This window comes from Cupriavidus basilensis OR16 (genome assembly GCF_000243095.1).
In the GTDB taxonomy this organism is placed as follows: Bacteria; Pseudomonadota; Gammaproteobacteria; order Burkholderiales; family Burkholderiaceae; genus Cupriavidus; species Cupriavidus basilensis_D.
Genome location: NZ_AHJE01000065.1, coordinates 24,510 through 39,777 on the forward strand (window position 1 = coordinate 24,510; position 15,268 = coordinate 39,777).

Genomic DNA, 15,268 nt, shown 5'->3' on the forward strand with positions numbered 1-15,268 from the left:
ACCCCAAGCCGCTCCGGGCCGATAGACCACACACAATAGATAAGAAACGACAGGAGATTGCATGACGCAGCAAGCTGCGCGCCCCGCCGGCCGGCGCAAGCCAACCGCCAGCCGGGCAGACGCCCCCGACACCGCAATGGCATCCGCCTCGATTCCCGCGACCGCCCCACCCGCCAAGACCACCCGCACCAAGCGCGCAGCCGCCGCGAAGCCTGGAGCGGCGCTGGCCGTGGCCAAGGTCAGCGCGCCGGCCCGCCGCGCCAGCGACAAGGACGTGCCCCTGCGCGAAGACATCCGCTTCCTGGGCCGGCTGCTGGGCGATTGCGTGCGTGAGCAGGAAGGCGAATCCGCCTTAATCCGCCTTCGAGGTGGTCGAGACCATCCGCCAGACCGCCGTGCGTTTTCGCCGCGAGAACGATCGCGCCGCCGGCGCGGAGCTGGACCGCCTGCTCAAGCGCCTGTCGCGCGACCAGACCAACTCGGTGGTGCGCGCCTTCAGCTATTTCTCGCACCTGGCCAATATCGCCGAGGACCAGCATCACAACCGCCGCCGGCGTGTGCACGCGCTGGCCGGATCGCCGCCGCAGCCGGGCAGCCTGGCGCACGCGCTGCAGGCCATCGACGCGGCCGGCGTGACCGGCAAGACCCTGCGCAAGTTCTTTGACGAAGCGCTGATCGTGCCGGTGCTGACCGCCCACCCGACCGAAGTCCAGCGCAAGAGCATTCTCGACGCCGAGCGCGAGATCGCCCGCCTGCTGGCCGAGCGCGACCTGCCGATGACGGCGCGCGAACGCGATCACAACACTGCGCTGCTGCGCGCCCGTGTCACCACGCTGTGGCAGACCCGCATGCTGCGCAACACGCGGCTGATGGTGGTCGACGAGATCGAGAATGCACTGTCCTACTACCGCACCTGCTTCCTGCGCGGCATCCCGCAGCTGATGAGCGAGCTGGAAGAGGACATCGCCGCGGTGTTCCCCGCCACACGCAAGAGCAAGGCCGCGCCGGCCCAGCTCGCCCCCTTCTTCCAGATGGGCTCGTGGATCGGCGGCGACCGCGACGGTAATCCCAACGTCACCGCCGACACGCTGGAACAGGCCGCGAGCAAGCAGTCGTCGCTGATCCTGGAGTGGTATCTGGACGAAGTCCACGCGCTGGGCGCCGAGCTGTCGATGTCGAGCCTGATGGTGGAAGCCAGCCCCGAGCTGCTGGCGCTGGCCGAAGCCTCGCCCGACCATTCCGAGCACCGCGCCGACGAGCCCTACCGCCGCGCGCTGATCGGCATCTACGCGCGCCTGGCGGCAACCTGCCTGGCTGTGACCGGCCAGGCCGCGCCGCGCCACCCGGTGGCCGACGCCGCGCCGTACGCCGACGCGCAATCCTTCGGCGCCGACGTACAGGTCGTGATCGACTCGCTGCGCGCCCACCACGGCGAGGCGCTCGCGCGCACCCGCATCGACGCGCTGGCCAAGGCCATCGCCGTGTTCGGCTTCCACCTGGCGTCGATCGACATGCGCCAGGTCTCCGACGTGCACGAAGCGGTGATCGCCGAGCTCTTCGCCGCCGCCGGCGTGGAGGCCAGCTACGCGGCACTGCCGGAAGCACGCAAGCTGGAACTGCTGCTGGCCGAGCTGCGCCAGCCGCGCCTGCTGACCCTGCCCTGGCATACCTACTCCGATCAAACCCGCAGCGAGCTGGCCATCCTGAACATGGCGCGCGAGCTGCGCGCCCGCTACGGCGCGCGCGTGGCGCGCAACTACATCATCTCGCACACCGAGACGCTCTCGGACCTGGTCGAGGTGATGCTGCTGCAGAAAGAAGCCGGCATGCTGCGCGGCACGCTGGGCAGCAAGTCGGACCCGGCGCGCCCGGAACTGATGGTGATCCCGCTGTTCGAGACCATCGAGGACTTGCGCAACGCCGCCGGCATCATGCAGTCGCTGCTGGAGCTGCCAGGCTTCGCCTCGGTGATCGCCCATCACGGCGGCGAGCAGGAAGTGATGCTGGGCTACTCCGACTCCAACAAGGACGGCGGCTTCCTCACCTCGAACTGGGAGCTGTACAAGGCCGAGCTGGCGCTGGTGCAGGTGTTCGAAGCCCGCCGCGTGAAGCTGCGCCTGTTCCATGGCCGCGGCGGCACGGTTGGCCGTGGCGGTGGCCCGACCTACCAGGCCATCCTGTCGCAGCCGCCGGGTACGGTCAATGGCCAGATCCGGCTGACCGAGCAGGGCGAGATCATCAACAGCAAGTTCGCCAACGCGGAGATCGGCCGGCGCAACCTGGAAACGGTGATCGCCGCCACGCTGGAAGCCTCGTTGCTGCCGACGCAGAACGCACCGAAGGACCTGGCGACGTTCGAGGCCGTGATGCAGCAGCTCTCGGATCGCGCGTTCACGTCGTATCGCCACCTGGTGTACGACACGCCTGGCTTCAAGGACTACTTCTTCGCCACCACGCCGATCACCGAGATCGCCGACCTGAACCTGGGCTCGCGTCCGGCCTCGCGCAAGCTGATGGACAAGAAGCAGCGCCGCATCGAGGACCTGCGCGCGATTCCCTGGGGCTTTTCCTGGGGCCAGTGCCGTTTGCTGCTGCCGGGCTGGTACGGCTTTGGCAGCGCGGTCAAGGCGCTGCTGGACGAGGCGCCGGACGAAAAGGCGCACAAAGCCGCCGTTGCCACGCTGCGCCGCATGGTCAAGACCTGGCCGTTCTTCTCCACGCTGCTGTCCAATATGGACATGGTGCTGGCCAAGACCGACCTGGCGGTGGCCTCGCGCTACGCGCAGCTTTGCGAAGATGCCGCGCTGCGCAAGGCCGTGTTCGCGCGCATCAGCGCCGAGTGGCACCTGACGTGCGAGATGCTGGCGCTGATCACCGGCCGCCAGGAACGCCTCGCCGACAACCCGTTGCTGGCGCGCTCCATCAAGAACCGCTTCGCCTACCTGGACCCGCTCAACCACTTGCAGGTGGAATTGCTCAAGCGCTACCGCTCAGGCAAGGACGGTGACGATATCCGCGTGCGGCGTGGCATTCACCTGACCATCAACGGGGTGGCCGCAGGCCTGCGCAACAGCGGCTGACGCTGGCAACGCAAAAAACCCCGCCATGGTGGCTGGCACCATGGCGGGAGAACCCGCCCGGCCGGTGGGCCGGACGGCGCAGAGCGTGGCCCGTCTACGGTGGATTTCGGCTATCCGGGCAGAAACGGTAGACCAGGCACGCGGCTCGCCATCCGATATTGGCGGCCGGGTTTCAGCCGACGAACGCGCCCGGCACCGGGTCTTCGCCGAGCACCGAGAGCAGGATGGCCCAATGCATCGCTTCGTCACCCAGGATGCTGCCGGCGGCCTTGGTCAGCTCGCGATTGTGGAAGTTCGGCAATACGCCCAGGTAGGCCGCAGTGGCACCCTTCTCCAGGCCGGCGGCAAAGCGCAATACGTCGGCCTGGGTCTTCAACTGGTCGGTCGGGAAGCCGTCCTATCCCCTGTGTGCCTTGTGGTGCGTCTGGAACTTGACCGCGGTTTCCAGCACGGGTTTTTGCAGCAAACCACTCTCCGCGCCAACCTGATAGGCCGCGATGGCCTGGTATTCCAGCCCGAGGGCAACATTGAGAATGGCGATATCGTCCTTGGTGCTGCCGGACTGGGCCTGCGCCCATGCCGGCATCGACTCGCCCAGGCTCATCACCGCCAGCGAGCCCAGTGCGAACAGGCCGGGGACTTTCAGCAAGCCGCGCCGGCGCGCATCCGGCGCCACAAGGATGCGGCTGTCCGTGTCCTCACTGACCTGGCGCTCGTGCTGCGCGGTCCTCGACTGCATGCGTTCCATGGTGTTCTCCTGTTTTGGGGTAGACGGCGCCTTGATGGGTCACATGCGGGTCGCATGCACTCGGATGCGCTCAGATGCGGCTTGCATCGCGGCGGCAACGGTGGCGCCTGTCTCTTCTACGCGCGCAATTGGCAATCGGATGCAGCAATCCCTCGCATGCCGGACGCAAGCCATGCCTATAATCCGGAAACGTCACTTGCGAATATCCGCCCCAGTGCCCTCTTCCCCCGCCGACTCCTCTTTTGCCCCCAGGCCGGCAGACGCCGACCGGCTTGCCGCGTGGCTGCAAGCCGCGGCCATGGGAGACCGGCACGCCTTGCGGCAGCTCTACGACCAGACCGCGACGAAACTGTTTGGCCTCGCGCTGCGTATAACCAACAGACACGATTGGGCGGAGGATGTGGTGCAAGAGAGTTTCGTCAGCATCTGGCATCACGCCGGCGACTACCGGCCGCACCTGGCTAGACGAAGCAGCCGGCCCGGCGGAACTCGCGCTCGCCAGCCAGGAAGCGCGGGCGTTGAACCAGTGCCTGCAGCGGCTCGAGCAGCCGCAGCGGCAGGCTATCTCGCTGGCCTACCTGAAGGACATGAGCCATAGCGAACTGTCCGAACAATTGCAGGTGCCGCTTGGCACCATCAAGTCATGGATACGGCGCGGCCTGGAGCGCCTGCGCACATGCCTGGAAAGCCTGTCATGAACCTCAGCCGCCATCCCGACCTGATCGACCGCCTCGCCGCGCAGTACGCGCTGGGCGTGTTGCGCGGGGGCGCGCGCCGGAGGCTGGAGACGCTTGCCCGCGAGGAACCGGCGATCCGCGCCGCCATCAGCCACTGGCAGTCCAGGCTGTCAGGCCTTGCCGAACTCCAGCCCGCCTCGGCGCCGGTGGAGAAAGTGTGGTGCGGGATCGAACAACGGCTGGGCTGGCAAGCCATGAAGGCGCCCGACGCGGCCACCCCGGCCCGCGCCGCACCCGCAGCATGGTGGCAGCGGCTGTGGGCCGCCCCCGGCTTCTGGCGCGGTGCCACCATGGTGACCGCCGCGCTGGCGGCCGTGGCAATCGGCCTCAACGTGCGGATGGTCCGCCAGTTGGACACTGCCCCGCTGGTCAATGCCGTGGCCGTGCTCAACGACGATCGCGCCCAGGCCGCCGTGCTTGTGACTTGGGACGCACGTTCGCAGGCGCTTACCTTGCGCCGCCTGGATCACCTGCCACTGACCGATGCCCAGGCCCTGCAGCTTTGGGCCCTCCCGGCCGGTGGCAAGCCGCAGTCGCTCGGCGTGATCGGGCACCAGCGCCAGTTGCGCCTGGCCCTCGCCCAGGCGCTGGGCAAGGTGCCGGCGCTGGCCATCAGCGTGGAGCCGCGCGGCGGCTCGCCCGACCCCGACGGCCCCACCGGGCCGGTGGTGTTCAAGGGCCAGGTCATCGACAACACCTTATAGGGATGGCCGGCAGGCCCTTCAGGACCCGCCACCGTCTGCGAGGGGTCCGGCAGCGATATAATCGCGGTTTCCCCGAAATCGCGGTTTCCCCGAATTCTCTCGTTCGCCCCGCGGCCTGCCGCCGGCTTGCGAGCTAACCCAGCCTTACCGCCCATGACCTCCCAACTTGCCAAGAAAGGCGAAGCCTGGTCCGCCCGCTTCTCCGAACCGATGTCCGACCTGGTGAAGCGCTACACCGCTTCGGTGTTCTTCGACAAGCGCCTGGCTCTCTTCGACATCCAGGGTTCGCTGGCGCACGCCGCCATGCTGGCCAAGCAGGGAATCATCGCCGAGGCCGATCGCGCCGAAATCGAGCGCGGCATGACGCAGATCCGTGGCGAGATCGAGGCCGGCGGCTTCGAGTGGAAGCTAGACCTGGAAGACGTCCACCTGAATATCGAAGCACGCCTGACTGCGCTGGTCGGCGACGCCGGCAAGCGCCTGCACACCGGGCGCTCGCGTAACGACCAGGTCGCCACCGACATCCGCCTGTGGCTGCGCAGCGAGATCGACACCATCATCGGCCTGCTGGGGGCGCTGCGTGGCGCGCTGCTGGACCTGGCCGAGAAGAACGCCGACACCATCCTGCCGGGCTTCACCCACCTGCAGGTGGCCCAGCCGGTCACCTTCGGCCACCACCTGCTGGCCTACGTGGAAATGTTCACGCGCGACGCCGAGCGCATGGCCGACTGCCGCCGCCGCGTCAACCGCCTGCCGCTGGGCGCCGCCGCGCTGGCCGGCACCAGCTACCCGATCGACCGTGAGTTCGTGGCGCAGCAACTGGGCTTCGACGGCGTGTGCCGCAACTCGCTGGACGCCGTCTCCGACCGCGACTTCGCCATCGAGTTCTGCGCCGCCGCCGCGCTGGTGATGACCCACATCTCGCGCTTCTCGGAGGAACTGGTGATCTGGATGAGCCCGCGCGTGGGCTTTATCGACATCGCCGACCGCTTCTGCACGGGCAGCTCGATCATGCCGCAGAAGAAGAACCCGGACGTGCCCGAACTGGCGCGCGGCAAGACCGGCCGCGTCAACGGCCACCTGATCGGCCTCTTGACCCTGATGAAAGGCCAGCCCCTGGCCTACAACAAGGACAACCAGGAAGACAAGGAGCCGCTGTTCGACACGGTGGACACCGTGGCCGACACGCTGCGCATCTTCGCCGACATGGTGCCGGGCATCTCCGTCAAGCCGGACGCCATGCGCGCCGCCGCGCTGCAGGGCTACGCCACCGCCACCGACCTGGCCGACTACCTGGTCAAGCACGGCCTGCCCTTCCGCGATGCCCACGAGGCCGTGGCCCACGCGGTGCGCGCCTGCGACGACCGCCGTTGCGACCTGGCCGACCTTACCGTGGCCGAGCTGCGCGAAGTCACCGGCCTGGGCGACAAGGCCGCGCTGATCGGCGACGACGTGCACGCGGTGCTGACCCTGGAAGGCTCGGTCGCGGCACGCAACCATATCGGCGGCACCGCGCCGGCGCAGGTGCGCGCGGCAATCGCCGCGGCGCGCGCCACGCTTTAAGCGCACGCCGCGGCTAATTTGCAGCGCAGCATGCCGGCGTAAGTTTCACGTAAGTTTTGTTTTGGGAAGAAGCCGCCCGGGCCTGTGCCGGGCGGCTTTTTTTATTGTCTTCCTGCTTTTTCATTCTTGCGCAATGCGGTAGGTATTAGCCCCAAGCGCCGAAGCATATTGTTACAGATAAACTAATCGCCGCAAAAACAGGGGAGACAACCCATGTATTACTTGCTTGGTCTGTCACGACAGATCGACAGGTTGAATCAGCACACGGGCAGGCTTGCAAACATCATGATCCTGCTGTCGTGCCTGATCAGCGCAGGCAACGCCCTGCTGCGTTACGGCTTCAACCTTAGCGACAACTGGCCGCTCGAGCTGCAATGGTATATGTTCGCCATCGCGGTGATGTTCGGCGCCTCCTACACCTTCCAGCGCAACGAGCACGTGCGCGTCGACCTGATCTACGGCAACGTATCGGAGCGTGCGCAACACTGGATCGACATCTTCGGCATTGTCTTTTTCCTGCTGCCATCCTGCGTGCTGTTTGCGTGGCTGTCGTGGGAATCGCTGTTCCTGCCCTCGTGGCACATCCTCGAGCAATCCGGTAACTCCGGCGGCCTGCCGCGTTACCCGATCAAGCTGGTGGTGCCCCTCGGCTTCGGCCTGCTTGCCTTGCAGGGCGTGTCCGAGCTGATCAAGCGCATCGCCGCCCTCAAGGGCCTCGTGCGCATCGAATCGAAATACGAGAGGCCGGTGCAATGATTCCATTGGAATATATGCCGCCGCTGATGTTCGGCGGCTTGGTGGTATTCATGCTGATCGGTTTCCCGGTCGCATTTTCGCTGTCGGCGGTGGGCCTTGCCTTCGGCATCCTGGCCATTCAGTTTGGCTATTTCCCGGTCAGCTTCCTGCAGGCGGTGCCCAGCCGCGTGTTCGGCAGCGTGCTGGCCAACGAGCTGCTGCTGGCGATCCCGTTCTTCACCTTCATGGGGGCGATACTGGAGAAGTGCGGGCTGGCCGAGGACATGCTGGACTCCATGGGCCAGTTGTTCGGCCCGGTGCGCGGCGGCCTGGGCTACTCGGTCATCATCGTGGGCTTCATCCTCGGGGCCATTACCGGCACCGTGGCGGCGCAGGTGATCGCCATGGCGATGATCTCGCTGCCGGTGATGATGCGCTACCGCTACAACATGAAATACGCCACCGGCGTGCTGGCGGCGTCGGGCACCATCACGCAGCTGGTGCCGCCGTCGCTGGTGCTGGTGGTGCTGGCCGACCAGCTCAAGACGCCGATGGGCAGCGCCGACGTGGGCAGCATGTACCTGGGCGCCTGGGGCCCGTCGGTGATCCAGATCGCGCTGTTCGCGCTCTACACCTTCGTGCTGGCCCGCATCAAGCCTGACTGGCTGCCGCCGGTGCCACCGGAGGAACGCACGCTGCGCGGCTGGCCGCTGTGGCGCAAATGCCTGCGCGGCATCATTCCCTGCGCGGTGCTGATCTTCCTGGTGCTGGGCACGATCATGCTGGGCATCGCCACGCCGACCGAATCCGGCGCCATGGGCGCGGTCGGCGCCTTGGTGCTGGCGGTGCTGCGCGACCCTGGCTTCGGCAAGCTCGACCGCAATATCTATCGTATCGGCCTTGCCGCCACGGGTGTGGCCATCATCGCCGGCACCGTCGCGTTCGGCTCGCATGCCTTCCGCATTCCGCTGGCGGTGGTCTACCTCGTGATCGCATGGCTGCTGCTGCGCGCCGGGCAATTGACGGCACTGCGCGGGCTGATCATCGAGGCTTACCAGTCCACGGCACGCATCACCGCCATGGTGGTGTTCATCCTGATCGGCTCCACCTGCTTCTCGGTGGTGTTCCAGGGCGTGGATGGCGGTGCCTGGGTGGAGCACATGTTCACTTCGCTGCCGGGCGGCTGGATCGGCTTCCTGCTGGTGGTCAACCTGTTCATCTTCTTCCTCGCTTTCTTCCTGGACTTCTTCGAGATCGCGTTCATCGTGGTCCCGATGCTCGCACCCGTGGCGGTCAAGGTCCTGGCACCGGTGGTCGCCGATTCGATGGGCGGCAATCCGGAAGCGGCAGCCACCGCGGCGCTGGTGTGGTTCGGCGTGATGCTGTGCGTGAACATGCAGACCTCCTTCATGCACCCGCCCTTCGGCTTCGCGCTGTTCTACCTGCGCGGCATTGCGCCCAAGGAAGTGAAAAGCTCCGACATCTACTGGGGCGCGCTGCCCTGGGTCGGCCTGCAGCTGATCATGGTCGTGCTGGTGATGTTCTGGCCGGGCCTGGTGACGATGTTCCTGGACAAGGGCTCGCTGCACCATAGCAATGCGGCGGAAGTCTCGATCCCGCTAGGCGGTGAGAGTCCGGGCGGTGCGGCCTCGGTGCCGGCGCCGGTGCCTGGCGGCCGTAGCGAGCCTGGCACGCTGGAGCTGCCGTCGGCGCCTGCCGACAGCGAGCCTGCCACGCCGCAGTTCGAGTTCGACAAGAAGAAGTAGCAGATGCGACAGCCGGCGGCCTCCGTCGCCGGCATGGAAAAAGGCCTCGGTATCCGAGGCCTTTTTCCATTCTCCGGGGTTGCCCCCGTACCTGGTCAGGTCAGATCAGATCATGGCAGCAGCAAGATAGCGCCCGTGGTCGCACGCGCCTCCGCGGCCCGGTGCGCTTCGGCCACCTGCTCGAGCGGAAAGCGCGCGCCAATGGCCGCCCGGATCACGCCCTGCTCGATCGCCTGGAAGACATCCGCCGCGTTGGCGCGGAACGTCTGCGCATCGGCGTTGTGCGGGAACACCGATGGCCGGGTCAGGAACAGGCAACCCTTCTTACTCAGCAGTTCCGGCTCGAACGCCGGTACCGGCCCCGAGGCCGCGCCATAGAGCGCTACCAGCCCGAATGGCGCCGCGCAGTCCAGCGAGCCCATGAAGGTATGCTTGCCCACCGAGTCATAGACCACGCGCGCCTTGCGCCCGTCGGTGGCGGCAATCACCTGCGCCACCCAGTCCGCCTGTGAATAGTTGATGGCGACATCGCACCCGGCCGCGCGGGCCACTTCGCATTTCTCGGCCGAGCCGGCGGTGCCGATCACGGTGGCGCCGAGCGCCTTGGCCCAGCTGCTGAGAATCTGGCCCACGCCACCCGCGGCGGCATGCACCAGCACGATGTCGCCGGCTTGCACGCGATGTGTCTTGCGGACCAGGTACTGCGCGGTCATGGCCTTGAAGAAGATAGCCGCGGCGGTGGCGTCGTCAATGCTGTCGGGCAGCTTGACCAGCTTGTCGGCCGGCACGTTGCGCCGGCTGGCATAGGCACCGATGCCGGCATGCATGTAGACCACGCGATCGCCTGCGCGCAGGCTGGTCACGCCCTGGCCCACAACCTCGATCACGCCGGCGGCTTCATGGCCCAGCCCGGTCGGCGACGGTAGCGGGTACTTGCCCGAGCGCTGGTAGACGTCGATATAGTTGAAGCCGATCGCGGTCTGGCGCAACTGCACCTGGCCGGCCGCCGGCGCCGGCAGCTCGGCATCCACCAGGCGCATCACTTCGGGGCCGCCGAACTCAGTCAATTCCACTGCACGTGCTGAAGCCATTTCCACTCCGTCGAGGTCGCATAGATTTGTGAACGCAACTCTATCGCAATCTCGCGCCGCGCGTCGGCCTTGCCCTCGGCTCCGCGCGAGCGCGAAAAAAAAGCCTCGCGTTAGCGAGGCCTCCTGCTGCCGCCAGCTGCCTTACTTCACGCAGTCAACGAAATACGCCTTGCCACCACCCTCGACCTCTTCCTCGACCAGGCCGTGGATATCGGTCTCGAAGCCGGGGAACAGCTTGTTGAACTCGCGCGCGAACTTCAGGTACTGCACGATGATGCGGTTGAAGCGCTCACCCGGGATCAGCAGCGGAATGCCCGGCGGGTACGGCGTGAGCAAGATGGCGGTGACGCGCCCTTCCAGCTCGTCGACGGACACGCGCTCGATCTCGCGGTGGGCCATCATGGCCCACGCGTCCGACGGCTTCATCGCCGGTTCCATGTCCGACAGGTACATCTCGGTAGTCACGCGGGCCACGTCGTTGGCCTTGTAGACGCTGTGGATGGCGTCGCACAGGTCGCGCAGGCCGAGCTTCTCGTACTGCGGATGCTTGCCGACGAATTCCGGCAGCACGCGCCACAGCGGCTGGTTCTGGTCGTAGTCGTCCTTGAACTGCTGCAGCTCGGTCACCAGCGAGTTCCAGCGGCCCTTGGTGATGCCGATGGTGAACATGATGAAGAACGAGTACAGCCCGGTCTTCTCGATGATGATGCCGTGCTCGGCGAGGTACTTGGTGACGATGGCCGCGGGGATGCCGCGCTCGCTGAACTCGCCGTCCACGTCCAGGCCCGGGGTGATGATGGTGGCCTTGATCGGGTCGAGCAGGTTGAAGCCGTCGGCCAGGTCGCCGAAGCCGTGCCAGCGTTCGTTGGCCTTGAGCATCCACTCTTCGCGGTCGCCGATGTCGTCCTCGGCCAGCGCCTCGGGGCCCCATACCTTGAACCACCAGTCACCGTTGTTGCCGGCATCGTAGTCGCCCTCCACCTTGCGCATGGCGCGGCGGAAGTCCATGGCTTCCTGGATGCTCTCTTCCACCAGCGCGGTGCCGCCCGGGGCTTCCATCATCGCCGCCGCCACGTCGCACGAGGCAATGATCGAGTACTGCGGGCTGGTGGACGTGTGCATCAGGTACGCCTCGTTGAACCGGTAGCGGTCCAGCTTGCGCGTTAGAAGTCGTGGAATGCCGCGTGCGGCAGCCAGGCTTCATCAAAGTGCAGCGTGTCGATCTCGGTGGCCAGCATTTCCTTGATCTGCTCGGCGTTGTACAGCACGCCGTCGTAGGTGCCCTGGGTGATGGTCAGGATGCGCGGCTTCTGGTTCTTGGCCTGGCTGGCGAACGGGTGCGCGGCAATCTTGCGGCGGATGGTCTCGGGATCGAACTCGCTCTTCGGGATCGGGCCAATGATGCCGTAGTGATTGCGCGTGGGCATCAGGAACACCGGAATCGCGCCCGTCATCATGATCGCGTGCAGGATCGACTTGTGGCAGTTGCGGTCCACCACCACGATGTCACCCGGCGCCACGTTGGCATGCCACACCATCTTGTTCGAGGTGGATGTGCCGTTGGTGACGAAGTACATGTGGTCGGAGTTGAAGATGCGCGCGGCATTGCGCTCCGAGGCCGCCACCGGGCCGGTGTGGTCAAGCAGCTGGCCGAGTTCATCGACGGCGTTGCAGACGTCGGCGCGCAGCATGTTCTCGCCGAAGAACTGGTGGAACACCTGGCCGACCGGGCTCTTCAGGAACGCCACGCCGCCGGAGTGCCCCGGGCAGTGCCACGAGTAGGAGCTGTCCTGCGCGTAGGCGATCAGCGCCTTGAAGAACGGCGGCGCCAGCGAATCCAGGTAGACCCTGGCTTCGCGGATGATGTGGCGCGCGACGAATTCGGGCGTGTCCTCGAACATGTGGATGAAGCCGTGCAGCTCGCGCAGGATATCGTTGGGGATATGCCGCGAGGTACGCGTCTCGCCGTACAGGAAGATGGGCAGGTCGGTATTGCGGCGGCGCACTTCATTGACGAAGGCGCGCAGCTTCTCGATGGCCGCGGCTTCGGGCCGGTCGTCCTCGCTGACGAACTCATCGTCGTCGATCGACACGATGAACGAGGAGGCACGGCTGGACTGCTGTGCGAACGAGGTCAGGTCGCCATAGCTGGTCAGGCCCATCACCTCCATGCCTTCTTGCTCGATGGCCTGCGCCAGCGCGCGGATGCCCGAGCCGGAAATGTTCTCGGAGCGGAAGTCTTCATCGATGATGATGACGGGGAAGCGGAATTTCATTTGGCATCCTTGGACGGCAAGAAGGACTTGAGCCACATGGCCCGGGGATTCGTCCCCCTGGGTCGGCATGTGGCTCGACGTTCAGGCTTCGCGCGCGGCACGACGCGCCCCGAGGGGGCCAGCGGTCATGGCGCAACGCGCGCATTGTATGCGATCAGGTTTTCGGCAGTGTGACACCTTGCTGACCCTGGTACTTGCCACCGCGGTCGCGGTAGGAAGTCTCGCAGATCTCGTCGCTCTCGAAGAACAGCACCTGGGCGCAGCCTTCTCCGGCGTAGATCTTGGCAGGCAGCGGCGTCGTGTTGGAAAACTCCAGCGTCACGTAGCCTTCCCATTCCGGCTCGAACGGCGTCACGTTGACGATGATGCCGCAGCGCGCATAGGTGCTCTTGCCCAGGCAGATGGTCAGCACGCTGCGCGGAATGCGGAAGTACTCCATCGTGCGGGCCAGCGCGAAGGAGTTCGGCGGGATGATGCAGACGTCGCCCTGGAAGTCGACAAAGGACTTCTCGTCGAAGTTCTTCGGATCGACGATGGTGCTGTTGATATTGGTGAAGATCTTGAATTCGTTGGCACAGCGGATATCGTAGCCGTAGCTCGAGGTGCCGTACGAAACGATCTTGCGGCCGTCTTCTTCCCGTACCTGGCCGGGCTCGAAGGGCTCGATCATGCCGTGCTGTTCCGCCATGCGGCGGATCCACTTATCGGATTTGATGCTCATAGGGGTATCGGGATGAACAAATGAGGGCAGGCTCAGGCGCGGTCCATGTTGACCGGGAACACTGCTCGCATTTGCTCACAGGCGCGCCGGACCTGCCGGGGCCTTGCGATGGGCCGCATTGTACAACCAAAATCCGGCATCACCGCCTTAAATGCCGCCCCGGCCCCGGACGTCAGGCCGTGGCTTGCTCCGGCAACTGGTGCCGGAAGCGTTCGCGGCCGGTATAGAGCAGGAAGTGGCGCCCCGTGCATCTGGCAAAGAGAGCCAGGTTGACGCGCCGGGCCATCTGGTAGCCCATCTGCGTGACGCCCGAGCGCGACAGCAGGAAGGGGATGCCCATCTGGGCACCCTTGATCACCATCTCCGAGGTCAGCCGCCCGGTGGTGTAGAAGACCTTGTCGGCGCCGCTCATGCCTTCGAGCCACATCAGTCCCGCGATGGCATCCACGGCGTTGTGCCGGCCCACATCCTCGATGAACATCAGCAGCTCGCGCCCGCGGAACAGCGCGCAGCCATGCACGGAGCCAGCCTGTTTGTAGACCGACTGCTGCAGCCGGATGGTATCGACGATGCTGTAAAGCGTTTCCTGGTCGAGGGTGGCGTCGTCCGGCAGGCGGATGTTGTCGACCTCGTCCAGCAGCGAGCCGAACACCGTGCCCTGGCCGCAGCCGGTGGTCACCACGCGGTGGGAGGTACGCTCTTCGATGCGGTCCACGCCCGTGCGGGTCGTGACGGCGGCGGATTCGGTTTCCCAGTCGACCTGGATCGCGGCGATATCCTCGACCGATTCGACCAGGCGCTGGTTGCGCAGATAGCCCAGCACCAGGGCCTCGGGCGCCCCGCCCAGCGTCATCAGCGTCACCAGCTCGCGTTTGTCCAGGTAGACCGTCAGCGGGCGCTCGCCGGGCAGGAAGGCCTGCCGCACGCGCCCCTGCTCGTCGACCACCTCGACCTCCTCGATCAAGGGGACGCACGCGTGGGTCATTTCAGGGCGCAGTGGCATGGGCGTGGGGGATGCGGGAGGAGCGGCGCGCGCCGGGAGCGGCCGGCCCGCGCTGCCCCGCCCCATCTGTCAGGACTTGGCGATCACGCCGCAAGCGATGCGGCCGCCGGAATTGCCGGTGGGCTGGGTCTTGTAGTCGTCCGGGTCCTTGTGGACGACCACCGCGCGGCCCACCACGCTGGTGGGGCCGGGGGCCACGGTCACGCCGCTCAGCTCGAAGCTGGCCTGGGCGCGGCCGGTGGCATCGGCCTTGAGGTTGTTGATGTCGCCGGCGTGATGGTCTGGCATCGACATCGAGCCGTGCGGCTTGCCAGTCGGATTGAAGTGGCCGCCCGCGCTCATGGCGTCGGGGGCTGAGCAATCGCCCTTCTCGTGCACGTGGAAGCCATGCTCGCTATTGGGCGGCAGGCCCGTTACGTCGGCCTTGACCAGCACCGTGGCGCCGCGTTGGGTGAAGGTGATGCTGCCCTGCGTCGCGGTGCCGCTCTTGGACGCCAGCGCGGCGACAGCGGTCTCGGAACTTCCCATCCCCATGTCGGCGCAGCCGGCCAGGCCGCCTGCCAGGGTTCCCGCTACCGCCAGACCGAAAAGTACACGTGCACACTTCATGCCGAATCTCCTCTCACGGTGATGTCCGGGGCGATTGTACCGCTCCCGTGCCCGGCGCTGCGGCCGGTTTGTGATCGGAAGGCGCTGCGATGGGTGCCGTGGAAGGCCCTGCCGCGATTTTTGCGGCACCGTCCGCGGCCGGCGCTGACGCCACGAACGGGCCCGGATCGGCGCACGGCGCGGTCGTGGCGGCCGGCGGTGTTTCCTTGCCTTTGGCTTTCATGTCGCTGTAGTA

8 protein-coding genes and 4 pseudogenes are annotated in these 15,268 nt (G+C 66.3%); 6 read left to right on the top strand and 6 right to left on the bottom strand.

The window, feature by feature from the left end; translation table 11 throughout:
• Positions 1-61: 61 nt before the first annotated feature.
• Positions 62-3,080: pseudogene (ppc, locus tag OR16_RS23500) on the top strand (phosphoenolpyruvate carboxylase).
• Between the two features lie 172 nt (positions 3,081-3,252).
• Here the strand turns inward: ppc and OR16_RS23505 are convergent.
• Positions 3,253-3,828: pseudogene (locus OR16_RS23505) on the bottom strand (ferritin-like domain-containing protein).
• Positions 3,829-4,000: 172 nt separating this feature from the next.
• Between OR16_RS23505 and OR16_RS23510 the strand changes: the two are divergent.
• From OR16_RS23510 to OR16_RS23530, 5 genes and pseudogenes are all read left to right on the top strand, one after another.
• A pseudogene (locus OR16_RS23510) lies at positions 4,001-4,526 on the top strand (RNA polymerase sigma factor).
• Positions 4,523-5,269 carry an anti-sigma factor gene (locus OR16_RS23515; RefSeq protein WP_006160533.1) on the top strand — a complete coding sequence of 249 codons (747 nt, stop codon included), beginning with the start codon at positions 4,523-4,525 and terminating at the stop codon, positions 5,267-5,269. The pseudogene OR16_RS23510 and the gene OR16_RS23515 overlap by 4 nt, the downstream one beginning before the upstream one ends.
• A 153-nt stretch (positions 5,270-5,422) precedes the next feature.
• Positions 5,423-6,832, top strand: coding sequence for an argininosuccinate lyase (argH, locus tag OR16_RS23520; RefSeq protein ID WP_006160535.1), 1,410 nt, complete (start codon positions 5,423-5,425; stop codon positions 6,830-6,832).
• Positions 6,833-7,045: 213 nt separating this feature from the next.
• Positions 7,046-7,588 (top strand): TRAP transporter small permease subunit, encoded by a 543-nt coding sequence (locus OR16_RS23525; protein WP_006160536.1) that lies wholly within the window; start codon positions 7,046-7,048, stop codon positions 7,586-7,588.
• Positions 7,585-9,333, top strand: coding sequence for a TRAP transporter large permease (locus OR16_RS23530; protein WP_006160537.1), 1,749 nt, complete (start codon positions 7,585-7,587; stop codon positions 9,331-9,333). The genes OR16_RS23525 and OR16_RS23530 overlap by 4 nt, the downstream gene beginning before the upstream one ends.
• A 110-nt stretch (positions 9,334-9,443) precedes the next feature.
• On the opposite strand, the gene OR16_RS23535 is transcribed toward OR16_RS23530, so the two are convergent.
• From OR16_RS23535 to OR16_RS23555, 5 genes and pseudogenes are all read right to left on the bottom strand, one after another.
• Positions 9,444-10,424 carry a quinone oxidoreductase family protein gene (locus OR16_RS23535; protein ID WP_043420814.1) on the bottom strand — a complete coding sequence of 327 codons (981 nt, stop codon included), beginning with the start codon at positions 10,422-10,424 and terminating at the stop codon, positions 9,444-9,446.
• 141 nt (positions 10,425-10,565) lie between these two features.
• Positions 10,566-12,700 (bottom strand): annotated as a pseudogene (locus OR16_RS23540) (Orn/Lys/Arg decarboxylase N-terminal domain-containing protein).
• A 154-nt stretch (positions 12,701-12,854) separates the two neighbouring features.
• On the bottom strand, positions 12,855-13,421 hold the full coding sequence (dcd, locus tag OR16_RS23545; protein WP_006160540.1) for a dCTP deaminase: 567 nt from the start codon (positions 13,419-13,421) through the stop codon (positions 12,855-12,857).
• Positions 13,422-13,593: 172 nt separating this feature from the next.
• Positions 13,594-14,424 (bottom strand): formate dehydrogenase accessory sulfurtransferase FdhD, encoded by an 831-nt coding sequence (locus tag OR16_RS23550; protein ID WP_043420817.1) that lies wholly within the window; start codon positions 14,422-14,424, stop codon positions 13,594-13,596.
• A gap of 69 nt (positions 14,425-14,493) precedes the next feature.
• Positions 14,494-15,033, bottom strand: coding sequence for a superoxide dismutase family protein (locus OR16_RS23555; RefSeq protein ID WP_006160543.1), 540 nt, complete (start codon positions 15,031-15,033; stop codon positions 14,494-14,496).
• Positions 15,034-15,268: the final 235 nt, after the last annotated feature.